The following is a 21743-nucleotide window of genomic DNA, read 5'->3' on the forward strand; positions in this document are numbered from 1 at the left end:
AAGTGTTCATGTCGCAGGACGGACTGTGCAGTATCGGCGAGCTGGCGGAGCGTGCCGGGCTGACCGTGAAGACCGTCCGGTTCTACTCGGACCGCGGGCTGCTGCCGGAGGCCGCGCGCAGCGCGGGCGGGCACCGGCGCTACGGCCCCGAGGCACTGGGCCGGCTGCGGTTGCTGCGTTCGCTGCGTGCGCTGGGTCTGCCGGTGCGCGAGGTGCACCGGGTGCTGGACGAGGAGGACGCCGGGGAGCGGGTGCTGGAGGACGCCGTCGCCGGGCAGCTGAGCGAACTGGGTTCGCAGCTCACGGCGTTGCGCTGGCGGGAGGCGGGGCTGCGGCTGGTGCTGGAGTGCCCGCCCGGGGAGCGGGCCGACCGGCTGCGGCTGATCGGTGCGGTGGCCTCGCCGCCCAGCACGGCCGCGCTGGCGCGCTTCTGGCGTGGCTGGCTGCCGGCCAGGATGCCGGCGGCGGCGACGGCGGCGTTCCTGGACGCGGCGGTGCCCGCCCCTCCCGACGACCCCGCCCCCTCCCAGGTCCTGGCCTTCGCCCGGCTGTACGCCCTGGTGACGCGGCCGTGCACGGGCGGCGAGGTGTGCCAGCCGCAGGCGCACACGGCCGCCGGGCCGCGCGGGCCCGCCGTGCTGTACGCCGGTCTCGCCCAGGCGTACGAGCTGGCCGGCGGCCCGCTGCGGCGGGGCGCCGCACCGTACGCGGGCGAGGAGCTGGACTGCTTCGTGGACGCGTACGCGAGCGCGTACGGCGGCCGGGACACCCCGGACTTCCGCCGGGTGCTGCTGTCGCAGCTGGCCGGGGATCCGCGGATCGACCGGTACTGGGAGCTGGTGACGGAGGTGATCAGCCCGCCGGACGGTCCGCGGGAGCCGACGCCCGGGTCCGCGCACGACTGGCTGTTCGCGGCGCTGGGCGCGCAGACGGCAGCGACGGGCTGAACAGCCGGCCGCCCCGGCAGGTGGAACCGTCGCCCCGGCAGGACCGGACGGCCGCCCCGGCAGGGCGGAACCGTCGCCCCGGCAGGGCTGGTTCAGCGCATCTCGGCCGTGATCGCCCAGCGTTCGTGGTCCCGCCAGGCGCCGTCGACGAACAGGAAGTCGGGGGAGAACCCCTCCAGCCGGAAGCCCGCCCTGCGGACCAGGGCGATGGAACGCGTGTTGGCCGGCTGGATGTTGGCTTCGAGTCGGTGCAGGCCGAGCGGGCCGAAGGCGTGCCCGAGGACGAGGCCGAGGGCTTCGCTCATCAGCCCGCGCCCGGCCGCGTGGGCGAAGCCTCCGTAGCCCAGGGCACCGCAGCGGAATCCGCCGGTGACGATGTTGTTGATGTTGATGAACCCGGCGATGGGGCCGTCGGCCGGCCCGCCGGGCTCGCCGCGCCGCTCGCAGACGAGGAAACCGGCCCTCGTGGGGTCCTCGATGAGCGGGCGCGCGTACGCGGCGTAGGCCTCGGGGCCGTCGGGCGGGAACAGCCAGGGCCGGTGCGTGTCCCGGCTGTCGCGGACCCGGGCGGTGAACTCCTCGGCGTCGGCGTACGTGAAGGGGCGGATGCCCGTGCGCGGGCCCTCGGCGAGATAGCTGGTGTCGGACATCGGCACAGCGTAGGCGTGCCGTGCCGGTCACGGCATGGCACGCCTGTGCTGTGCCGGTCACGGCATGGCACGCCTGTGCTGTGCCGGTCACGGCATGGCACGCCTGTGCTGTGCCGGTCACGGCATGGCGACCCGGTCCGTGACCGGCACGGCGCCCCGGCCCTACCGGGACCGCCTGCGGAAGAAGTAGGCGCCGCAGGCCGCCCCCGCGACGAACATCACGATCAGCCACACGTACAGCGGCATGGTCACCAGCGGGATGATCAGCCGGACCTCGACGTCCTTGGTGTTCTCGGCGATGAACACGACCGACAGGACCGCGATGACGAGGACCAGGATGCGGGCCGGTGTGAACGCGCCCGAACCGCCCTTGCCACCGCTCGACACGTCTTTCGGGCTCATGGAGCGGCCCCTTCCCTGCTCCGGGGCACATTGCGCCCGGACCACCAGGATGGCTCCGCCGCCGCCCCGGCGGGCCGCTCTGTACCGCCGTTCGGGTGAACGGCGGTACGGGGCCGCGCCCGGCCGCTCAGCGCAGCGCGGGCGTCTCGACGGTGAGCGTGGCCGGTGTGCCGTCCCCGGGGGCGTCCAGGACGGCGGGCACCCCGAGCGGGACGGTCAGTCCGGTGGGGCCGTGCCCGAAGCCCAGTTCCTCGACGACGGGGACGCCCAGCGGGCCGAGCCGGTCGGCGAGGACCGCGCGCACCTGCTCGTACGGTTCGCAGCCGGCCCACGAGCCGCAGGCGACCCCGGCGACCCCGTCGAGCGCCCCGGCCCGCAGGAGCTGGGTGAGGATCCGGTCGAGGCTGTAGGGGTCCTCGTTCGTGTCCTCGATGAGGAGCAGTCCGCCCCGGGCCGAGGTCCGGGCGTGCGGGGTGGCCAGATCGGCGGCGAGCAGGCTGACGCAGCCGCCGTAGGTGATGCCCCGGGCCCGCCCGGGGACCAGGGTCCGCGCGGTGGGAAGCCCCAGCACGGACACGGTCTCGGGTGCGAACAGGGTGGCCCGCAGGGACTCCTGGGTCGCCGGGTCCGTGAGGAAGGTCTCCGTGCCCGTCATCGGTCCGTGCAGGGTGGCGAGTCCGGTCCGCAGCGCGAACGCCTCGTGCAGAACGGTGATGTCGCTGTAGCCGACGAACACCTTGGGCCCGGCGGCCCGCATCGCCGCCCAGTCGACCAGATCGACCATGCGGTGTGCGCCGTAGCCGCCGCGTGCGCAGATCACCGCCTCGACGGAGGGGTCGCACCAGGCGTCCTGGAGGTCGCGGGCCCGCGCGGCGTCCGCCCCCGCGAGGTAGTCCAGCTCCGGGTGGGTGTCGAGGACGTGGGGCATCACGAGGGGGTCGAGGCCCCAGCCGCGCAGGAGGTCGAGTCCGGGCTCCAGGCGGTCCGCCGGGACCGGTCCGCTCGGGGAGACGATCGCGACCCTGGAGCCGGCGCGCAGCCGGGCGGGCCGGGTCAGGGGGACGAGGCCGGTGCTCACTTCCGCAGCTCCAGGCGCGGCACGTCGTCGCGGTCGATGCCGAACGTCTGGAGGTACAGGGAGAGTTCGGACTCCAGGGCGCTGATCATGGTCTCGGCCCGGCGGAACCCGTGCCCCTCGCCGGGGTAGGTGAGGTAGGCGTGCGGGATGCCCCGTCCCTCGACCGCCGCCAGGAAGCGTTCGCACTGGACGGGCGGGCAGATGGGGTCGTCCTCCCCCTGGAGCAGCAGGAAGGGGGTGGCGAGCCGGTCGGTGCGGGTGATCGGGGAGCGTTCGCGGTAGCGGTCGGGGACCTCGGCGAGCGGGCCGACCAGGGACTCCAGGTACTGGGACTCGAAGTCGTGGGTCTCGTCGGTGCCCCAGCCGGTGAGGTCGAGGATGGGGTAGATGATCGTGCCGCAGGCGTAGACGTCGGTGCCGGTGAGGGAGGCGGCGGCGGTCCAGCCCCCGGCGCTGCCGCCCCGGACGGCGAGGCGGGCCGGGTCGGCGGTGCCCTCGTCGGCGAGCGCCCGCGCGACGGCGGCGCAGTCCTCCACGTCGACGACGCCCCACTGTTCGCGCAGCCGGTTGCGGTAGGCGCGGCCGTAGCCCGTGGAGCCGCCGTAGTTGACCTCGGCGACGCCGATGCCGCGCGAGGTGAAGTAGGCGATCTCCAGGTCGAGGACGAGGGCGGCGTGCCCGGTGGGGCCGCCGTGCGCCCAGATGACGTAGGGCGGCAACTCGCCGTCGGGACCGGTTCGTTCGGGGTGGTGCGGTGCGTAGATCTGGGCGTGGATCTCCCGGCCGCCGGGGCCGGTGAAGGTCCGCACGACGGGCCGGGGGTAGTACGCGGGGTCGACCGCGTCCTCGTGGGGGGCGCCGATGACACGGGTGTGCCCGGTGGCGGTGTCGAGTTCGACGATCTCGTACGCGCGGTGCGGGCTCGCGGCGACGCCGACGACCCGGCTGCCCCGGACCGCGAGGGTCTCGGCCCATTCGGTCCACGGTCCGGCGATGTCGGCGAGCCGACCCGTCTCGGGGTCGAGGACGCCGAGCGTGGTGGAGCCCTTGCCGTGGACGGTGGCGATCAGTCCGTTGTCCAGCGGCTGGAACCAGGTGAGCCCGATCTTCCAGAGCGGGCCGGCGAACTCCTCCTCGCGGGCGCAGAGTCCGGCCGCCTCGCCCCCGCCGTCGACGTCGAGGCGGTACAGGTTCCACCAGCCGTCGCGGTCGCTCGCGAACAGCAGCCGCCCGGCGGCGTCCCAGCGGATCTGCGGAACGGACTCCTCCGGGCCGCCCACGAGGGGGCGGGCGTCGTGGAAGGTGCCGTCCTCCCCGATGCCGGCGAGCATCACCTCGGTGCCGTCCCACGGCATCCGGGGGTGGTCCCAGGCGATCCAGGCGGCGCGCCGCCCGTCCGGCGAGACCTCGGGTCCGGTGACGAACCGGTGCTGTCCGGCGGAGAGTTCGCGTACGGCGGTGCGGTCGTCGGCCGCCGAGCCGTCGAGCGGGACGGCGGCGATCACCCGGCGCAGTTCGGTGGGGCCCTCGCCGGTGAACTCCTCCAGGACGCACCAGATCTCCCCGGCCGCGCCGCGCTCCGGCTGCGGGCGGGGGTCGGCCCAGCGCAGGCCGCCGCCGGTGGCGGAGACGGGGGTGAGCGGCCGGGGGGCGGCCCCGCTGTCGGGTTCGTAGGCGTAGAGCCGCTGGTCGTCGAAGTGGACGAAGACGATCAGCGGGCCGCCCTCGGCGCGTTCGGTCCCGGCCCAGGGCCGGCCGCCGTACTCGATGACGCGGCTGCGCGCGTTCCACGGGGCGGGCAGTTCCGTGGTGGTGCCGTCGGCCCGGCGGCGGACCAGGGCGCGGCGGCCGGACTCGGCGGGGCGCGGTTCGGTCCACCACAGTTCCTCGCCGACCGCCCCGACGTATTCGGGGCGGCCGTCGTGGGAGGCGGCCAGCGCGGCGTCGATGGGTGAGGGCCAGGTTCCGTGGGCCCCGGTGGATACCATGATCAATTCCCCCGAACGGTTCAGGCGGTGCGCAGATAGTGGTCCAGGACCCGGACGCCGAAGTGCAGCGCGTCCACGGGGACGCGTTCGTCGACGCCGTGGAAGAGGGCCTGGTAGTCGAAGCCGTAGGGCAGCTTCAGCGGCGAGAAGCCGTAGCCCGTGATGCCCAGCCGGGAGAACTGCTTGGCGTCCGTGCCGCCGGACATGGAGTACGGCACGGTGTGGCCGTCCGGGTCGAAGCGTTCGACGGCGGCCCGCAGCTTGGCGAAGGTGGGCGAGTCGACGGGGGCCGTGAGGGGCACCTCGCGGTGGTGGAACTCCCAGTCGACCGAGGGCCCGGTGAGCCGGTCGAGGGTGGCGTGGAACTCCTCCTCGCCGCCGGGGACCATCCGGCCGTCGATGTACGCGGTGGCGTGCCCCGGGATCACGTTGACCTTGTAACCGGCCTCCAGCATCGTGGGGTTGGAGCTGTTGCGGACGGTCGGCGCGACCAGGTCGGCGGCCGGGCCGAGCTTGCCGAGGAGTTCGTCCACGTCGAAGCCGGGGGCGTCCAGGTCGGGGTGGATGCCGTGCAGGGCGGCGATCTCGGTGAGGGCGGCGCGGACCGTCGGGGTGAGGCGGACCGGCCAGTCGTACTCCCCGATCCGGGCGACGGCGGCGGCCAGGGCGCTGACGGCGTTGGCGTGGTTGACCTTGGAGCCGTGCCCGGCCTTGCCGTGGGCGGTGAGCTTGAGCCATCCGGTGCCGCGTTCGCCGGCCGCGATCGGGTAGAGCGGCATATCGGGTCCGGCGTGGAAGGTGAACGCCCCGGACTCGCTGATGCCTTCGGTGCATCCGTCGAAGAGCGCGGCGTGCCGCTCGGCGAGGAACTCGGAGCCGTCCTCGGCGCTGGCCTCCTCGTCGGCGGTGTACGCGATGACGATGTCGCGCCGGGGGCGGATGCCGGACCGGGCCCAGAAGCGGGCGACGGCGAGGACCATCGCGTCCATGTTCTTCATGTCGATGGCGCCCCGGCCCCAGACGACGCCGTCGCGGACCTCGCCGGAGAACGGGTCGACGCTCCAGTCGGCGGCCTCGGCGGGCACCACGTCCAGGTGCCCGTGGACGAGCAGGGCATCGGCGGAGGGATCGGTGCCGGGGATCCGGGCGACGACGTTGGTGCGTCCGGGGGTGCGTTCCAGCATCTCCGGTTCGAGCCCGGCACCGGCCAGCCGCTCGGCGACGTACTCGGCGGCCGGGCGTTCGCGGCAGTCGCCGCCGCCCCGGTTGGTCGTGTCGATGCGGATCAGTTCGGAGGTGAACGTCACCACCTCGTCGAGCGCGGTGCCGTCGACGCCGTCGCCGCCGGTGCCGTCCTGACGGATGCTCGCCTCAGCCATACTGCTCCTCCACGGCGGACGACACGAGGGTCGTGACCGCCTTGAACGTGCGGATTCCTTCGTACATCGTCGCGCTGGTGTACGAGACACGCCTCTCACCGCTGATCGCGACGCCGGGGACGACGGTCGCGGCGGCGGCCAGGTGCTCGGCGTCGAACTCCAGCTCCACGGTGAACGGGCCGCCCTCCACCGGGGCGTACCGCCCGGCCAGGGGCACGGCCCGCGCGGCGGCCTCGCGGATGTCGGCGGCGGTGCGCGCCGGGGTGCGGCAGACCGCCGCGTAGCGCGACACATAGTCCTTGACGGCGACCTTGCGGGCGTCGGGGGCGTACCCCTCGGCGTCCACGCAGGTGAGGTCGTCCCCGGTCACGAGGACGACGGGCACGCCGTACTCGGCGGCCACATGGGCGTTGAGCAGCCCCTCGCTCGCCCGGACGCCGTTCAGCCAGACCCCCGTGATGGAGTTGGCGAGATAGGTGTGGGCGAGGACGCCCTCCGTACCGGCACCGGTGTGGTAGCCGACGAAGGCGACCGCGTCCACGTCGCCGTGCTGGATGCCCTCGACCATGCTGAGCGACTTGTGCTTGCCGGTGAGCATCTGGACGCGGTCGTCCAGGTTCTCCAGGAGCAGGTTGCGCATGGTCCAGTGCGCCTCGTTGATCAGCACCTCGCCGGCTCCCCCGTCGAAGAAGCCGAGGGCGGCGGCGTTGACGTCGGAGGTGAACAGAGAGCGGCACCGCTCCCACTGCGGGGTGCCGGGCAGCACATCGGCCGGCCAGGTCACACCGGTGGCGCCTTCCATGTCGGCGCTGACGAGGATCTTCATGCGGCCACACGGTACGCGTCACCGAACGCGCAGGCCAGAGGTGGTGTGCCCGCCACAGGTCCATGCCTCTGACGGGGGATGCGGACGGGGCCGCATCCCCCGGAACGGCGTAGGCCTCAGCGGCGCCGGGCGCCCTTGAGGAGCTTGTCGATCGCGGTGAGCTCCTTGGTGTCGAACTCCAGGTTGCGCACGGACTCGACGCTGTTCTCCAGCTGGGCGACGCTGCTCGCCCCGACGACGGCGGAGGTGACCCGGCCGCCGCGCAGCACCCAGGCGAGGGCCATCTGGGCGAGCGACTGCCCCCGGGCGGAGGCCAGCCGGTCCAGTTCCCGGAGCCGTTCGACCAGGTCCGGGGTGACCGCCTCGGCCGACAGGAAGGGGCTGCTGCCGGCGGCGCGGGAGCCCTCGGGGATGCCGCGCAGATAGCGGTCGGAGAGGATGCCCTGCTCCAGCGGCGAGTAGGCGATGGAGCCGACGCCCAGCTCGTCCAGGGCGGTGAGCAGCCCGTCCTCGGGGCGGCGGTCGAGCATCGAGTAGCGGGGCTGGTGGATGAGGAGCGGGGTGCCCAGCTGCTTGAGGATGCGGGCGGCCTCCCGGGTCTGCTCTGCGGAGTAGTTGGAGATGCCGACGTACAGCGCCTTGCCCTGGCGCACCGCCGTGTCCAGGGCCCCCATGGTCTCTTCGAGCGGGGTGTCGGGGTCGGGCCGGTGCGAGTAGAAGATGTCGACGTAGTCGAGGCCGAGCCGCTCCAGGCTCCGGTCCAGTGAGGCGAGCAGGTTCTTGCGCGAGCCCCACTCCCCGTACGGGCCGTCCCACATCAGATAGCCGGCCTTGGTGGAGACGACGATCTCGTCCCGGTGGCGGGCGAAGTCCGTGGCCAGCGCCCGGCCCATCGCGGTCTCGGCGGAACCGGGCGGCGGACCGTAGTTGTTCGCGAGGTCGAAGTGGGTGATGCCCAGGTCGAACGCGCGGCGCAGGATCCGGCCCTGGGACTCCGGTGTCCGGTCGCCGCCGAAGTTGTGCCACAGGCCGAGCGAGAGGGCGGGCAGCTTCAGACCGCTGCGCCCGGTGCGCCGGTAGGGCATGTCCTGGTAGCGGCCGGCGGACGGGATGTACATGCGGGGCTCCACAGCGAAGGGGTACGGGGTCGCGGGGGCGCGTTGCGGCGTCGGCCCGGACGGGGATGCGGGATCCAGGCTCGCGCACATCGATCCAGCGGTCCAACAGGAGATTCCGCTGGGATTCAGCGCCTATATTTCTCAATCATGGAGTTGCGCCAGCTGGAGCATTTCGTCGCGGTCGCCCGCGAGCAGCATTTCACCCGGGCCGCCGAGCGCGTCGCCGTCTCCCAGTCCGGGCTCTCGGCCTCGGTCCGGGCGCTGGAACACGAGCTGCGCACCCCGCTGTTCAGCCGGACCACCCGCCGGGTGCGGCTGACCGAGGCGGGGCGCGCCCTGCTGGTGGAGGCGGAGCGCACCCTGGCGGGCGCACGGGCGGCCCGGGACGCGGTCGACGCGGTCCGGGGGCTGCTGCGCGGCACCCTGTCGGTGGGGGTGGAGCAGTGCGTGGCGGGGGTGCGGCTGCCCCGGCTGCTCGCGGCGTTCCACCGCGCCCATCCGCAGATGGAGATCCGGCTCCGCCAGGAGGGGACGACGCATCTGGTCGAGGGGGTGGCGGGCGGGCGGCTGGACATCGCTTTCGCCTCCGGGGTTCCCCGGGGCGAGTGGCGCGGCGAACTGGTGCCGCTCGCCACGGAGCCGCTGGTGCTGCTCTGCGCGCCGGACCACCGGCTGGCGTCGGCGGAGCGCGCCGGTTGGGGCGAGCTGCCGGAGGAGGGCTTCATCGACTTCCACCCGGACTTCGGGCCGAGGCGCGCGGCCGACGCGGCGTTCGCCGCCGCCGGGGTGCGGCGCACGGTGGCGCTGGAGGTCAGCGATGTGCACAGTCTGCTGGAGCTGGTGCACGAGGGGCTGGGGATCGCGGTGGTCCCGCACCACTTCGCCCGCAAGCCGGAGGCCCGGGGGCTGGCGGCGGTCGCGCTGGACGGGGCGGGCCGGCCGTCGTACGAGAGCGTGATGGTGCTGCCGGAGGCGCAGGCGATGAGCCCGGGGGCGCGGGCGCTGATGGCGCTCGTCCGGCAGGACACCGGCCGCTGAGGCGCGGGGCCCGGGGCGCCGCGTCCGGACCGGAACCCGCCGTGGGGTTCCGGTCCGGACAGGCCTCAGTCCTCGTGGCCGAGCTGGAGGTCGCGTTCGGTGCGTCCGCCGCCCGCGACCTGGAGGACGGTGGCGACCGGCGGGTAGCCGGCGGCGATCACGGTGTACTCGCCGGTGGACAGGTCGACGAAGCGGAACGCCCCGTCGGGGCCGGTGGTCTGGGTGTCGACGACATTGCCGGCGGCGTCCAGGAGGGTCACCCGGGCGTCCTCGACGGGGCGTCCGCCGGTCGCCCGGACGATGCCGCGCAGCACGGCGCCGCCCGCGAGTTCGATGTCCTGCCGGGTCTCCCTGGCCGCCTGGACGCTGACGGGCAGCGCGGCGGGCCGGAACGCGGGTGCGGAGGCGGCGAGGGTGTACTCCCCCGCGACCAGTTCGCCGATCACATAGCCGCCCTCGCGTCCGCTGCGGGTGGAGGCGACGACCTCGCCGCGGACGTCGGTGAGGGTGACGGAGGCGTCGCGCACGGGGATGCCGTCCGCCGTCAGTACGGTCCCGGCCAGCCGTCCGGCGCCGCCGAGCACCACGTCGAGGTCGACCGGGCGTTCGCCGACGGTGACGCTGACGGCCTGCGGCTGGTGGCCGCCGGCCGCGGCGATGAGGACGTACGATCCGGCGCCGGGCGCGCTGAGCGCGTACCGCCCGTCGTCGCCGCTGGCGCCCCGGCCGACCTGCCGGCCCTGGACGTCGATCAGGGTGAGCGCGGCGCGGGGCACCTTCGTGCCGTCGGGGTGCTGGACGGCTCCGCAGACCGGGACGCCGCCGGGGTGGACGGGGGCCGGGGCGGGGGCGGACCGGTCGGTGCGGGCGGAGGGGATCGTCGCGGGCTCGGCTTCGGTTTCGGGGCTGTGGTGGGACACCAGGGGTTTCTCCTTGAGGAAGAAGGCGAGGACCAGGCCGAGCACGAGCACCGGCACGAGGTAGAGGAAGATCCGGGGCATGGCGTCGGCGTAGGCCCGGATGTAGGCGTCGCGCAGCGCGGGGTCCATCGCGTGGACCAGTTGCGGCGTGATCGATTCGGGGTCGGGCAGATCGCTGCCGGTGGGCAGCCGTACGGCGAGGGCGTCGGCCAGCCGGCCGGCGAAGAGGGTGCCGAACACGGCGGCGCCGACGCTGCCGCCGATCTGCCGGAAGTAGTTGTTGGCGCTGGTCGCGGTGCCGAGGTCGGCGGGGCGTACGGAGTTCTGCACGGCGAGGACGAGGACCGGCATGATCAGCCCGATGCCGAGGCCCAGGACGGCCTGGGCGATGCTGTATTCGAGGCGCGGGGTGTCCGTCTCCAGCCGGGAGAGCAGCCACATGCCGAGGGCGGAGACCGCGCTGCCGGCGATCGGGTAGATCCGGTAGCGCCCGGTGCGGGAGATGAGCTGGCCGGAGACGACGGAGGCGCCGACGATGCCGCCCATCATCGGGAGCATCAGCAGCCCGGACTCGGTGGCGGTGGCCCCGTCGACCATCTGGAGGAAGGTCGGCAGATACGAGGCGGCGCCGAACAGCGCGACGCCGACCACCGCGCCGACCAGGGCGGTGACGTTGAAGATCGAGTCGCGGAACAGCCGCAGCGGGATGATGGGTTCGGGCGCGCGGTGCTCGACGGCGACGAACAGCAGAGTCGTTCCGGCAGCTCCGGCGGCGAGGCCCAGGATGGTGGCGGAGCCCCAGGCGTACTCGGTCCCGCCCCAGCTGGTCAGCAGGACCAGACAGGTGGAGGCGGCGGCCAGCAGGACCGCGCCGAGGATGTCGAGGCGGGGCCGGACGGACGGCTTCGGCAGTTTCAGCACGACGGTGATGACGGCCAGGGTGACCAGCCCGAACGGCACGTTGATGTAGAAGCACCAGCGCCAGGAGGCGTGATCGGTGAAGAAGCCGCCGAGCAGCGGGCCGGCCACGGACGCGAGGCCGAAGGCGGCGCCGATCAGGCCCATGAACCGGCCGCGTTCGCGGGGCGGTACGACGTCGGCGATGATCGCCTGCACGCCGATCATCAGCCCGCCGCCGCCGACGCCCTGGAGGGCGCGGAAGGCGATGAGTTCGTCCATGGTGCGCGACCAGCCGGCCAGCGCGGAGCCGATGACGAAGGTGACGATCGCGAACTGGAAGACGCCCTTGCGTCCGAAGAGGTCGCCGAGCTTGCCGTAGACGGGCAGTCCGATGGTCGAGGCGAGGAGATAGGCGGTGACCGCCCAGGACATCTTCTCCAGGCCGTGCAGTTCGCCGACGATCTTCGGGAGCGCGGTCGCGACGATCATCTGGTCGAGCGCGGCGAGCAGGAGCGTGAGCATCAGCCCGACGAAGACGAGCCGGATCCGGCGGGGATCGGTCACCGCCCCGTCGGGCACGGCCGGTACGGCCGGTTCCGGGGTCGTACCGGGGGGCGGTGGCGCGACCGCCCCGGGCGGTCCTCCGGTGCCGTCCGTCCCGTCCGGCTCGTCCTTCACCAGAGTGATGCCACCCACCACGTGCCGCTCCCCTCGTCGCGCTGCCGCACATTTCTCGCATTGCATGACAAGCGAGGGCAAACGCGACGAGGGGGCGCCGACGGCGCACTCCGGGGCTTAATCCCCGGTCGGAGCCACTACGGCGCACCACCGGCCGTCCGGAAAGACCACCCGAACCGGTGAGGCCGCGGAGCGGGTTCGGGGACTACTTCTCGACCTCGGCGGCGAGATTGGCGAGGAGTTCGTCGTAGATGCGCCCAAGTCCCTTGGGGGCGAAGGTCCTCTCGAAGAATCCGCCGATGCCGCCGGCCCCGTTCCAGACGGTGGAGACGACGGCCTTGGAGCGGCCCTCGCCGGCCGGGGTGACGGTCCAGGTGGTGACCATCGAGGAGTTGCGGTCCTTCTCCACGAGCTGCCCGTCGCTCGGCTCGCTGACCTCCAGCAGGCAGTCGCGCACCCGCTTGCTGGTGGCCTGGAGCTTCCAGTGCACCAGGGTGCCCTCGCCGTCGCCGCCCTCGCGCACCTCGTACTCGCTGAAGTGGCCGGGCAGCACCTTGCCGCGCACGTCCTTGTAGTCGGCCAGCGCGTCGAACACCGCCTCCGCGTCCGCCGCGATGATCCGCTCCGTCGTGGCCTCGACCTGCGCCATGCCTGTTCCTCCAGCACTCGGTTGTTCCGGGTGCTGCTGAGCCAACCACCTCGGCCGCCGGGCTCAAAATCCGGTCCGGGACGAAGGGGGGAAAACGATCAAGGGAACAAGTGTTCTATTCTCGGGGCAGTACTACCGAGGAGGCGTCCATGCGCTGGGACCATCTGGCCGAGAACAACTCCGGCGAGCCCGCGACCGGTGCGGGCGCGCTCTTCGCCGCCGACGCGGTGACGACGAGGACCTTCGACACCCCCGAGTTCAGGGGCATCACCTTCCACGAGGTCCGGGCCCGTTCGATCGTGAACCGGGTGCCCGGGGCCTCGCGGATGCCGTTCGAATGGACGGTGAACCCGTACCGGGGCTGCTCGCACGCCTGCGTCTACTGCTTCGCCCGCAAGACCCACAGCTATCTCGACCTCGACACCGGGCTCGGCTTCGACTCGCAGATCGTCGTCAAGGTCAACGCGCCCGAACTGGTCCGCCGCGAGATCGCCTCGCCGCGCTGGCACGGGGCGCACGTCGCGATGGGCACCAATGTCGACTGCTACCAGCGGGCGGAGGGCCGCTACCGGCTGATGCCCGGCATCCTGGCCGCCCTGCGCGACCACGCCAACCCGTTCTCGATCCTCACCAAGGGCACGCTGATCCTGCGCGATCTGGAGCTGCTGCGGCAGGCCGCCGAGGTCACCGAGGTCGGGGTCTCGGTCTCGGTCGGCTTCACCGACCCCGAGCTGTGGCGCACGGTGGAGCCCGGCACCCCCGCCCCCGAGCGCCGCCTCGACGTCGTCCGGACGCTCGGCGAGCACGGCATCGGCTGCGGGGTGCTGATGGCGCCGGTGATCCCCTACCTCGGCGACCGTCCGGAGCAGCTGCGCGAGACCGTCCGCGCGATCGCCGCCGCCGGGGCCACCTCGGTCACCCCGCTCGTCCTGCATCTGCGGCCGGGCGCCCGGGAGTGGTTCATGGAGTGGCTGGGCCGGCACCACCCGGGGCTGGTGGGACGGTACGAGCGGCTGTACGCGGACGGGGCGTACGCCCCCACCTGGTACCAGCGCCGGATCACCCGGCTCGTCCATGAACTGGCCGCCGAGTACGGCATCGGACCCTCGCACCGGGGCACGCCCCGGGCGCTCCCCCGGCGCGGGACTCCGGGGTCCGGGCCGGCCGACGCTCCGGGCCCGACCCAGCTCACGCTCCTCTGACCGGAGCCGCCTTCCCGGCGCACGTACCGGCGCATGCGCGGGCAAACGGGTCATCTCTCACCGGAACAGGTCCTTCCGCCCCCGAATGCGGGGAGCATGCGGCCGGGGCTGCGTCGCGCGCAGCCGTGCTCCCCGTCACGGAAGGCCCTTATGACGAACCGTTCAGGAACCCGCCCAGGAATGCTCCTCGCCGTCGGGGCGACGGTCGCCGGTCTGGTGACCGCCGCCCCGGCCACGGCGAGCGCCGGCCCCGGCGACCGCGCCGCCGCGCTCAAGTGGACCGCCTGCGGCACCGAATCCGCCCCGACGCTCCAGTGCGCCACGGTGCGCTCCCCGCTCGACCACGACGATCCCACGGGCCGTACGGTCACCCTCGCGCTGACCCGGGTGCCGCACACCGCGAAGACCTTCCAGGGCCCGCTGCTGGTCAATCCGGGCGGGCCGGGCGGCAGCGGTCTGTCGATGGCGGGCTTCGTCGCCTCCGCGCTGCCCGAAGCGGTGGCCGCGCAGTACGACGTGATCGGCTTCGACCCGCGCGGCGTCGGCCGGAGCCGGCCCGCCCTGGACTGCGTGCCCCGGTACTTCGACCCGGTGCGCCCCGACCCGGTGCCGCGCTCCCTCCTGGACGAGCGGGTCAACCGCAACCGCGCCCGCGACTTCGCCGCCACCTGCGGGAAGAAGTACCCGGACCTGCTCCCGTACATGGACACCGTGAGCGCGGCCAAGGACCTCGACGTGATCCGGCGCGCGACCGGCGCCCGGCAGCTGAACTATTTCGGCTACTCCTACGGCACCTATCTCGGCGCGGTCTACGCCAAGCTGTTCCCGGAGCGGGTGCGCCGGCTGGTCCTCGACTCCAACGTGGACCCGGACGGGGTCTGGTACGACGACAACCTGGAGCAGGACTACGCGTTCGACACCCGGCACAAGGCGTTCGCCGCCTGGGTCGCGCAGTACGACGACGTCTACGGGCTGGGCACGGATCCGGCCGGCGTCGAGCGCGCCTGGTACCGGATGCGGGACGCGGTCGCGCAGCGTCCGGCGGGCGGGAAGGTCGGACCGGGCGAGCTGGACGACACCTTCCTGCCCGGCGGCTACTACAACGGCTACTGGCCCACGCTGGCCACCGCGTTCGCCGCCTATGTGCACGACAAGGACGAGAAGGCCCTGGTCAAGGCGTTCGACCGGTTCGGCGCGGTCGACGCCGAGGGCGACAACGGGTACGCGGTCTACACGGCCGTGCAGTGCCGGGACGCCCAGTGGCCGCGCGACTGGAACGTGTGGCGCAACGACTCCGTCCGGATCCACGCCAAGGCGCCGTTCATGACCTGGGGCAACACCTGGTACAACGCCCCGTGCGCCGACTGGCCGGTGGAACCGCTGAACCCGGTCCGGGTCTCCAACCGCTCGCTGCCCCCGGTCCTCCTCTTCCAGGCGACGGACGACGCGGCCACCCCGTACGAGGGCGGCGTCACCCTGCACCGCAAGCTCAAGGGCTCCAGCCTCGTCGTCGAACAGGGCGGCGGCAACCACGGCATCACGCTCAGCGGCAACGACTGCCTGGACCGCTATCTGACGGACTACCTGGCCAAGGGCACGGTGCCCCGGGGCAGCGGCGGCGACGCCGACGCGGTCTGCGCGAAGACGCCCGACCCGAAACCCGCGAGTGCCAAGTCGGCACGGCCCGCGACGCGTTCCGAGGAGAGCGGACGGGGGAGCGTCCTGCACGGACTGCTCGGCTTCCGGCGCTGAGACGGCACGGGGCTCTCCGGTGAAGGGGGGCGGGGCGACCCGCCCCCCTTCACCGCGCCGGGAGCCGGCCGAGCGCGGCCGTGGCGGCGGAGCCCAGCCGCGGATGGGGCAGGGCCGCCTCCAGGACCGGGCGGGCCCGGACGTCGCCCAGCGCGCCCAGCCCCTCGACGCAGGCCAGGGCCACTCGCCAGTGGGGCTCGTCGGGGGCCAGCAGCCGGGAGAGCGTGGTCATCAGGGCGGGGGCGGACTCGGGGGCGCGCAGTGCGGTGAGCAGACGGACCGGGTGCAGGGCGTAGGCGGTGCGCAGGGAGTTGGTGGCGAGCGCGGCGGCCGCGCGGGGGGTGCGGGGGTCACCGAGTCGGGCCAGGGCGTGGGCGGCGGCGACGCAGCGTTCCGGGTCGCGGTGGTTGAGCAGCAGCACCAGGGGCTCGAAGGCGCGGCGGTCGCCGCCGCAGCCCAGCCGGAACGCCGCGATCTCGCGGGCCCAGAGCGGGCGTTCGCGCTCGACGAGGACCCGGGCCAGTTCCTCGTCGTCCTCGGTGGCCAGCAGCCGGTGGTAGGCCGCCGACTCCCCCGCCTCGTCCGCCAGTCGGTGTGCCAGTGAACGGAACTCCTCATCCATGACGCTCAGCGTATCGCCGGGCACACAGCGTGCCGATGGGGGCGGCGTCTGTGAGGGGGGCCACAGAAGGGAGGGGCTGGCGCGCTCATTACCCGTCGGTTAATCTCATGTGAGCGGGACACACTCCCCGCTTGCTCCGGTGGCCTGGTGACGCAGCCGTCCGGAGTGTTGGTCGGTTCGGCAGTTTTGCGAGACGTGACTCCGGGACAGGGTCCGTCGCCCCTCGTGGGTCGTGTGCGCCGTGTGTGCACGGGCCCGAGCACCACGACAGGTATTTCCCGCGCGCCGTTCGGGCTCCGCGCCCCCTCTCATCGGCCCCGCGTCCCCCAGTCGTCACTCATCCCTGGAGTCCCGTGATGGACACCCCCTTCAGCACCATTGCCGTCGTCGGCCTCGGCACGATGGGCACCGGCATCGCCGAGGTCCTGACCTGCGCCGGCCACGAGGTGATCGGCATCGACGTCAGCGAGGAGGCGGCCCGGCAGGCCGTCGCCTCCCTGGAGGCCGCCACCGCCCGTGCCGTGCGGCGCGAGCGGATCACCGAGCGGGAACGGCGCGACGCCCTCGCCCGGTTCCGCACCTTCTCCGATCTCCAGGCCGCCGCGGACGCGGAGCTGGTGATCGAGGTCGTGCCGGAGAACTACGAACTCAAGCAGCGGGTCTTCCGGGAGCTGGACGCGGTCGTCGCCCCGGCCACGATCCTGGCCACCGGCACCAACGCCCTGTCCGTGACCCGGCTGGCGGCCGAGTCGCAGCACCCCGAGCGCGTCCTCGGGCTGCACTTCTTCAATCCGGCCCCGGCGATGAAGCTGGTCGAGGTGGTCTCCTCGGTGCTGACCGCGCCGCCCGCCGTCGAGGCCGTCACGGCGCTCGCCCGGCAGCTCGGCAAGGAGCCCGTCGCGGTCGGCGACCGTCCCGGCTTCGTCGCCGACGGGCTGCTCTTCGGCTATCTCAACCAGGCCGCCGCCATGTACGAGGCCAACTACGCCTCGCGCGAGGACATCGACGCGGCGATGAAGCTCGGCTGCGGTCTTCCGATGGGGCCGCTCGCCCTGCTGGACCTGATCGGCATCGACACGGCGCGCACGGTGCTGGAGGCCATGTACTCCTCCTCGCACGACCGGCTGCACGCCCCCGCCCCCGTCCTGGGCCAGCTCAGCGAGGCCGGACTGACCGGCCGCAAGACGGGCCGCGGCTTCTACACCTACGCGGAGCCGGGCAGCCCGGACGTGGTGCCGGACGCGCTCACCCCGGCGCCGGACCGCGCGGCGGACGCCGGCCGTCCGGTGCGCTCGGTGGGCGTCGCGGGCTCCGGGACGATGGCCTCGGGCATCGCGGAGGTCTTCGCCAAGGCCGGATACGACGTGGTGCTGGCCGCGCGCGGTCAGGAGAAGGCGGACACCGCCAAGGCCCGGATCGCGAAGTCCCTGGAGCGTTCGGTCACCAAGGGACGGCTGACGGCCGAGGCCCGGGACGAGACGCTGGCCCGTATCGTCCCGGCGGGCTCGCTGGACGCCTTCGCCGAGGTCGACCTGGCCGTGGAGGCGGTCGCCGAGGACCTGGCGGTCAAGCGGCAGCTCTTCGCCGCGCTGGACAAGGTGTGCCGGCCGGGCGCGGTGCTCGCCACCACCACCTCCTCGCTGCCCGTCGTCTCGATCGCCCGCGCCACCACGCGGCCCGAGGACGTCATCGGGATGCACTTCTTCAACCCCGCCCCGGCGATGAAGCTGGTCGAGGTCGTCCGCACGGTGCTCACCGCCGACGACGTCCACGCCACGGTCCGCGAGGTCTGCGCGAAGGTCCGCAAGCACCCCGTGGACTGCGGGGACCGGGCCGGGTTCATCGTGAACGCGCTGCTCTTCCCGTACCTGAACAACGCCGTCAAGATGGTCGAGGAGCACTACGCCAGCCTCGACGACATCGACGCCGCGATGAAGCTGGGCGGCGGCTACCCGATGGGTCCCTTCGAACTGCTGGACGTCGTCGGGCTCGATGTCTCGCTCGCCATCGAGAAGGTGCTGCACAGCGAGTTCCGCGATCCGGGCCTGGCGCCCGCCCCGCTCCTGGAGCATCTGGTGGCCGCGGGCTGCCTCGGCCGCAAGACGGGCCGCGGCTTCCGCGAATATGCCCGGCGCTGACCCCGGGGCCGGCTGGGGCGGGCTGCTCGGACCCCTGGGCGGCCCGCCCCCGCAGGCGCGCTCCCCGGGACCGATGCAGTACGTTCACACCATGTCCCAGCCCGCCAGGTCCCCCCGTGTGTCCGCCGCGCCCGACGTCCCGGAGAGTGCCGCGGGCACCCGCGCCGCCGCCCAACGGCTCAAAATGCGCCGCGAACTGGCCGCCGCGGCCATGGAGCTCTTCGCCACGAAGGGGTACGAGGCGACGACCGTCGACGAGATCGCGGGCGCGGCGGGCGTCGCCCGGCGGACCTTCTTCCGGCACTTCCGCTCCAAGGAAGAGGCGATCTTCCCGGACCACGACGACACCCTCGTACGGGCCGAGGCCGTCCTCAACGCCGCACCCGCGCACGAGCATCCGCTCGACACGGTCTGCCGCGGCATCAAGGAAGTCATGCGGATGTACGCGGCGAAGCCGGCCGTCTCGGTGGCCCGCTACAAGCTGACCCGCGAGGTGCCCACCCTGCGCCAGGCCGAGATCGCCTCGGTGGCCCGCTACGAGCGGCTGTTCACCCGCTATCTCCTGGGCCATTTCGACGAGCGCGACCACCAGGCCGGCAACGACGATCCGCTGCTGGCCGAGGTCGCCGCCTCCGCCGTGGTCACCGCGCACAACCATGTGCTGCGCCGCTGGCTGCGCGCCGACGGCCGGGGCGATGTGGAGGCCCAGCTCGACCAGGCCTTCGCCATCGTCCGGGACACCTTCGGCACGGGGATCGGCGCCGGCCGGAAGGCCGCGGCCGAGCCCGTCAGGCCGGCCGCCTCGGTGAGCACGGAGGGCGAGGTCCTGGTGGCCGTGGCCCGGACCGACGCCCCGCTGGACGAAGTGATGCGCACCATCCAGCAGGCCCTCGGGGAGCGCTGAGCGGGCCGAAACCCGATTGCCGGGGCCGCCGCGCGGTGCTGGGGTGGGCGGATGGACCTGCGCCCCGCCGCCGCCGACCTGCTCGCCGTCTTCGACCGCGAGATGCGTGAACACGCCCGCCCCGACGGCCCCGGGGTCCGCGTGGAGCGCACCGCCGACGTCGTACGCCAGGTCGGCTCCGCCGACGACTGGAACGGCGTCGTCTGGTCGGCGCCGGACCTGGACGCGGCCCGCGCCGACGCGGCGATCGCCGCGCAGGTGGCGCACTGCGCGGCGCACGGGTACGGCTCCTTCGAGTGGAAGCTGTACGCGCACGACCGGCCGGCCGATCTGGGCGACCGGCTGCGGGCGGCCGGTTTCGTGCCGGAGGAGCCGGAGACGCTGCTCGTGGCGCCGGTCGCGGAACTGGCCACGGACGTCACGCTGCCCGACGGCGTCCGGCTGCTCACGGTGCGCGACGAGGCCGGTGCCGCGCTGATGTCGCGCGTCCACGAGCGGGCCTTCGGCGACGACGGGGAGCGGCTGCGACGGCAGCTGGTGGCCCGGCTCCGCGAGGATCCGGAGCACATCGTGGCGGTGGTGGCCCTGGCGGACGGGGAGCCGGTCTCCTCGGCCCGGATGGAGTTGTATCCGGGCACCGGCTTCGCCGGGCTGTGGGGCGGGGGCACGGTCGAGGAGTGGCGCGGCCGGGGCCTCTACCGGGCGCTGGTGGCCTTCCGTGCCCGGATCGCCGCCGCGCGCGGCTTCCGGTATCTCCAGGTCGACGCCACCGAGAACAGCCGGCCCATTCTCCAGCGCCTCGGCTTCACGGCCCTGGGCACGACGACCCCGTACGTCTACCGCCCCTCCGCCTGACCGCCCGTAACGGGGTAAATCGCATCAGACCATCTCCCCTGTTGCTCATGCGTGGCAGGCGAATGACAATTGAGGGAAATTCCTGGCACGCAGTGCCTTGTCAGCTGTCACGGAGTGCCATACGTTGAAGGTGTCCGGGCGGCCGGCGCAGCGAGACCTCGCGTACGCCGGCTGTCCCCGCGGGCCAGGTGCCCGTGCGCCCGGACGCCTGCGTCACAGGCGAGCCCTTCCGCTCCACAGAGCGACCCAGCCGAGCACCACCCGCCGAACCGACGGCACACCTCCACGCCCCACCACTCCCCCTGCCCAGCAGGTCCCTCAAGCGTTCCGTCGAACGCCGCACCGCCGGAGGCACACCGTGAAGGAAATCCTGGACGCGATCCAGTCCGAGGACAGCACCGCCGCAGACTTCGCGGCCCTGTCCGTTCCCGAGTCGTACCGCGCGGTGACCGTGCACAAGGACGAGGCGGACATGTTCGCCGGCCTCGAATCCCGCGACAAGGACCCGCGCACCTCCCTCCACCTCGACGAGGTGCCGGTCCCCGAACTCGGCCCCGGCGAGGCCCTGGTCGCCGTCATGGCCAGTTCGGTGAACTACAACTCCGTCTGGACCTCGATCTTCGAGCCCGTCTCCACCTTCGGCTTCCTGGAGCGGTACGGACGGCTCAGCGAGCTCACCAAGCGCCACGACCTGCCCTACCACGTCATCGGCTCCGACCTGGCGGGCGTCGTCCTGCGCACCGGCCCCGGCGTCAACGCCTGGAAGCCCGGTGACGAGGTCGTCGCGCACTGCCTCTCCGTCGAGCTGGAGTCCTCCGACGGCCACAACGACACGATGCTCGACCCCGAGCAGCGCATCTGGGGCTTCGAGACCAACTTCGGCGGCCTGGCAGAGCTGGCACTGGTGAAGTCCAACCAGCTGATGCCGAAGCCCGGCCACCTGAGCTGGGAGGAGGCGGCGGCACCGGGCCTGGTCAACTCCACCGCGTACCGCCAGCTCGTCTCCCGCAACGGCGCCGGGATGAAGCAGGGCGACAACGTCCTCATCTGGGGCGCCAGCGGCGGACTCGGCTCCTACGCCACGCAGTTCGCGCTGGCCGGCGGCGCCAACCCGATCTGTGTGGTCTCCAGCCCGGAGAAGGCGGACATCTGCCGCGCCATGGGCGCCGAGGCCATCATCGACCGCAACGCCGAGGGCTACCGGTTCTGGAAGGACGAGCACGAGCAGGACCCGCGCGAGTGGAAGCGCTTCGGCAAGCGCATCCGCGAACTGACCGGCGGCGAGGACGTGGACATCGTCTTCGAGCACCCGGGCCGCGAGACCTTCGGCGCCAGCGTCTACGTCACCCGCAAGGGCGGCACCATCGTCACCTGCGCCTCCACCTCCGGCTACCACCACGAGTACGACAACCGCTACCTGTGGATGTCGCTGAAGCGGATCATCGGCTCGCACTTCGCCAACTACCGCGAGGCGTGGGAGGCCAACCGCCTGGTCGCCAAGGGGAAGATCCACCCGACGCTGTCGAAGGTCTACTCCCTGGAGGACACCGGCCAGGCCGCGTACGACGTGCACCGCAACCTCCACCAGGGCAAGGTCGGCATCCTGGCGCTGGCCCCGCAGGAGGGCATGGGCGTGCGCGACGCGGAGATGCGGGCCCAGCACATCGACGCCATCAACCGATTCAGGAACGTCTGAC

At 73.1% G+C, this 21743-nt stretch carries 18 protein-coding genes; 8 read left to right on the plus strand and 10 right to left on the minus strand.

Features of this window, described 5'->3' with window-relative positions; all coding sequences use genetic code 11:
• The first annotated feature begins 2 nt into the window (after positions 1-2).
• The gene (locus ACFVDM_RS15660; RefSeq protein ID WP_383638846.1) at positions 3-947 is read left to right on the plus strand and encodes a MerR family transcriptional regulator; all 945 of its coding nucleotides are present in this window, start codon (positions 3-5) and stop codon (positions 945-947) included.
• A gap of 92 nt (positions 948-1039) precedes the next feature.
• Here the strand turns inward: ACFVDM_RS15660 and ACFVDM_RS15665 are convergent, their stop codons facing one another.
• The 7 genes from ACFVDM_RS15665 to ACFVDM_RS15695 all read right to left on the minus strand — a co-directional run bounded on the left by ACFVDM_RS15665 (position 1040) and on the right by ACFVDM_RS15695 (position 8388).
• The gene (locus ACFVDM_RS15665; RefSeq protein ID WP_383638849.1) at positions 1040-1597 is read right to left on the minus strand and encodes a GNAT family N-acetyltransferase; all 558 of its coding nucleotides are present in this window, start codon (positions 1595-1597) and stop codon (positions 1040-1042) included.
• 162 nt (positions 1598-1759) lie between these two features.
• Positions 1760-1999 carry a DUF1049 domain-containing protein gene (locus tag ACFVDM_RS15670; protein WP_383638852.1) on the minus strand — a complete coding sequence of 80 codons (240 nt, stop codon included), beginning with the start codon at positions 1997-1999 and terminating at the stop codon, positions 1760-1762.
• Between the two features lie 127 nt (positions 2000-2126).
• Positions 2127-3077 (minus strand): LD-carboxypeptidase, encoded by a 951-nt coding sequence (locus tag ACFVDM_RS15675; RefSeq protein WP_383638855.1) that lies wholly within the window; start codon positions 3075-3077, stop codon positions 2127-2129.
• A complete protein-coding gene (locus ACFVDM_RS15680) occupies positions 3074-5065 on the minus strand; it encodes a prolyl oligopeptidase family serine peptidase (protein WP_383638858.1) in 1992 nt (663 codons plus the stop codon). Before ACFVDM_RS15680 ends, ACFVDM_RS15675 begins: the two co-directional genes overlap by 4 nt.
• A gap of 20 nt (positions 5066-5085) precedes the next feature.
• Positions 5086-6444, minus strand: coding sequence for a M20/M25/M40 family metallo-hydrolase (locus ACFVDM_RS15685; protein ID WP_383638861.1), 1359 nt, complete (start codon positions 6442-6444; stop codon positions 5086-5088).
• Positions 6437-7270: a M55 family metallopeptidase gene (locus ACFVDM_RS15690; protein ID WP_383638864.1), complete on the minus strand. Its 834-nt coding sequence runs from the start codon at positions 7268-7270 to the stop codon at positions 6437-6439. Before ACFVDM_RS15690 ends, ACFVDM_RS15685 begins: the two co-directional genes overlap by 8 nt.
• 116 nt (positions 7271-7386) lie before the next feature.
• Complete coding sequence (locus tag ACFVDM_RS15695; protein ID WP_383638867.1) at positions 7387-8388, minus strand: aldo/keto reductase; 1002 nt, start codon at positions 8386-8388, stop codon at positions 7387-7389.
• 147 nt (positions 8389-8535) lie between these two features.
• Here ACFVDM_RS15695 and ACFVDM_RS15700 point away from each other — a divergent pair, with 147 nt between their 5' ends.
• Entirely contained in the window at positions 8536-9426 is an 891-nt protein-coding gene (locus tag ACFVDM_RS15700; protein WP_383638870.1) for a LysR family transcriptional regulator, read from the plus strand.
• Positions 9427-9491: 65 nt separating this feature from the next.
• On the opposite strand, the gene ACFVDM_RS15705 is transcribed toward ACFVDM_RS15700, so the two are convergent.
• On the minus strand, positions 9492-11945 hold the full coding sequence (locus ACFVDM_RS15705; protein WP_383638873.1) for an MFS transporter: 2454 nt from the start codon (positions 11943-11945) through the stop codon (positions 9492-9494).
• A 184-nt stretch (positions 11946-12129) separates the two neighbouring features.
• Entirely contained in the window at positions 12130-12573 is a 444-nt protein-coding gene (locus ACFVDM_RS15710) for an SRPBCC family protein (protein ID WP_383638876.1), read from the minus strand.
• A 149-nt stretch (positions 12574-12722) separates the two neighbouring features.
• On the opposite strand from ACFVDM_RS15710, the gene ACFVDM_RS15715 reads away from it, so the two are divergent.
• Positions 12723-13775, plus strand: coding sequence for an Rv2578c family radical SAM protein (locus tag ACFVDM_RS15715; RefSeq protein WP_383638879.1), 1053 nt, complete (start codon positions 12723-12725; stop codon positions 13773-13775).
• Positions 13776-13955: 180 nt separating this feature from the next.
• On the plus strand, positions 13956-15527 hold the full coding sequence (locus ACFVDM_RS15720) for an alpha/beta hydrolase (RefSeq protein WP_383638882.1): 1572 nt from the start codon (positions 13956-13958) through the stop codon (positions 15525-15527).
• A 49-nt stretch (positions 15528-15576) separates the two neighbouring features.
• Here the strand turns inward: ACFVDM_RS15720 and ACFVDM_RS15725 are convergent, their stop codons facing one another.
• On the minus strand, positions 15577-16149 hold the full coding sequence (locus ACFVDM_RS15725; RefSeq protein ID WP_383638885.1) for an adenylosuccinate lyase: 573 nt from the start codon (positions 16147-16149) through the stop codon (positions 15577-15579).
• A gap of 356 nt (positions 16150-16505) precedes the next feature.
• Between ACFVDM_RS15725 and ACFVDM_RS15730 the strand changes: the two genes are divergently transcribed.
• The 4 genes from ACFVDM_RS15730 to ccrA all read left to right on the plus strand — a co-directional run bounded on the left by ACFVDM_RS15730 (position 16506) and on the right by ccrA (position 21742).
• Complete coding sequence (locus tag ACFVDM_RS15730; protein WP_383638888.1) at positions 16506-18287, plus strand: 3-hydroxyacyl-CoA dehydrogenase family protein; 1782 nt, start codon at positions 16506-16508, stop codon at positions 18285-18287.
• Between the two features lie 91 nt (positions 18288-18378).
• Positions 18379-19191: a TetR family transcriptional regulator gene (locus tag ACFVDM_RS15735; RefSeq protein WP_383638891.1), complete on the plus strand. Its 813-nt coding sequence runs from the start codon at positions 18379-18381 to the stop codon at positions 19189-19191.
• A 51-nt stretch (positions 19192-19242) separates the two neighbouring features.
• Complete coding sequence (locus tag ACFVDM_RS15740) at positions 19243-20046, plus strand: GNAT family N-acetyltransferase (RefSeq protein WP_383638894.1); 804 nt, start codon at positions 19243-19245, stop codon at positions 20044-20046.
• A 358-nt stretch (positions 20047-20404) separates the two neighbouring features.
• Entirely contained in the window at positions 20405-21742 is a 1338-nt protein-coding gene (gene ccrA, locus ACFVDM_RS15745; protein WP_383638897.1) for a crotonyl-CoA carboxylase/reductase, read from the plus strand.
• Position 21743 lies beyond the last annotated feature (1 nt).

Origin of the sequence: Streptomyces sp. NPDC057682, assembly GCF_042799575.1 — a bacterium.
Classification (GTDB): domain Bacteria; phylum Actinomycetota; class Actinomycetes; order Streptomycetales; family Streptomycetaceae; genus Streptomyces.

Excerpts from the sequence above, each read along its gene's own strand:
- ACFVDM_RS15735 (WP_383638891.1), top strand. The coding sequence starts at position 18,379 with ATGTCCCAGCCCGCCAGGTCCCCCCGTGTGTCCGCCGCGCCCGACGTC.
- ACFVDM_RS15695 (WP_383638867.1), bottom strand. The coding sequence starts at position 8,388 with ATGTACATCCCGTCCGCCGGCCGCTACCAGGACATGCCCTACCGGCGC.
- ACFVDM_RS15730 (WP_383638888.1), top strand. The coding sequence starts at position 16,506 with ATGGACACCCCCTTCAGCACCATTGCCGTCGTCGGCCTCGGCACGATG.
- ACFVDM_RS15670 (WP_383638852.1), bottom strand. The coding sequence starts at position 1,999 with ATGAGCCCGAAAGACGTGTCGAGCGGTGGCAAGGGCGGTTCGGGCGCG.
- ACFVDM_RS15720 (WP_383638882.1), top strand. The coding sequence starts at position 13,956 with ATGCTCCTCGCCGTCGGGGCGACGGTCGCCGGTCTGGTGACCGCCGCC.
- ACFVDM_RS15700 (WP_383638870.1), top strand. The coding sequence starts at position 8,536 with ATGGAGTTGCGCCAGCTGGAGCATTTCGTCGCGGTCGCCCGCGAGCAG.
- ACFVDM_RS15685 (WP_383638861.1), bottom strand. The coding sequence starts at position 6,444 with ATGGCTGAGGCGAGCATCCGTCAGGACGGCACCGGCGGCGACGGCGTC.
- ACFVDM_RS15715 (WP_383638879.1), top strand. The coding sequence starts at position 12,723 with ATGCGCTGGGACCATCTGGCCGAGAACAACTCCGGCGAGCCCGCGACC.
- ACFVDM_RS15680 (WP_383638858.1), bottom strand. The coding sequence starts at position 5,065 with ATGGTATCCACCGGGGCCCACGGAACCTGGCCCTCACCCATCGACGCC.
- ACFVDM_RS15665 (WP_383638849.1), bottom strand. The coding sequence starts at position 1,597 with ATGTCCGACACCAGCTATCTCGCCGAGGGCCCGCGCACGGGCATCCGC.
- ACFVDM_RS15725 (WP_383638885.1), bottom strand. The coding sequence starts at position 16,149 with ATGGATGAGGAGTTCCGTTCACTGGCACACCGACTGGCGGACGAGGCG.
- ACFVDM_RS15690 (WP_383638864.1), bottom strand. The coding sequence starts at position 7,270 with ATGAAGATCCTCGTCAGCGCCGACATGGAAGGCGCCACCGGTGTGACC.
- ACFVDM_RS15740 (WP_383638894.1), top strand. The coding sequence starts at position 19,243 with ATGGACCTGCGCCCCGCCGCCGCCGACCTGCTCGCCGTCTTCGACCGC.
- ACFVDM_RS15710 (WP_383638876.1), bottom strand. The coding sequence starts at position 12,573 with ATGGCGCAGGTCGAGGCCACGACGGAGCGGATCATCGCGGCGGACGCG.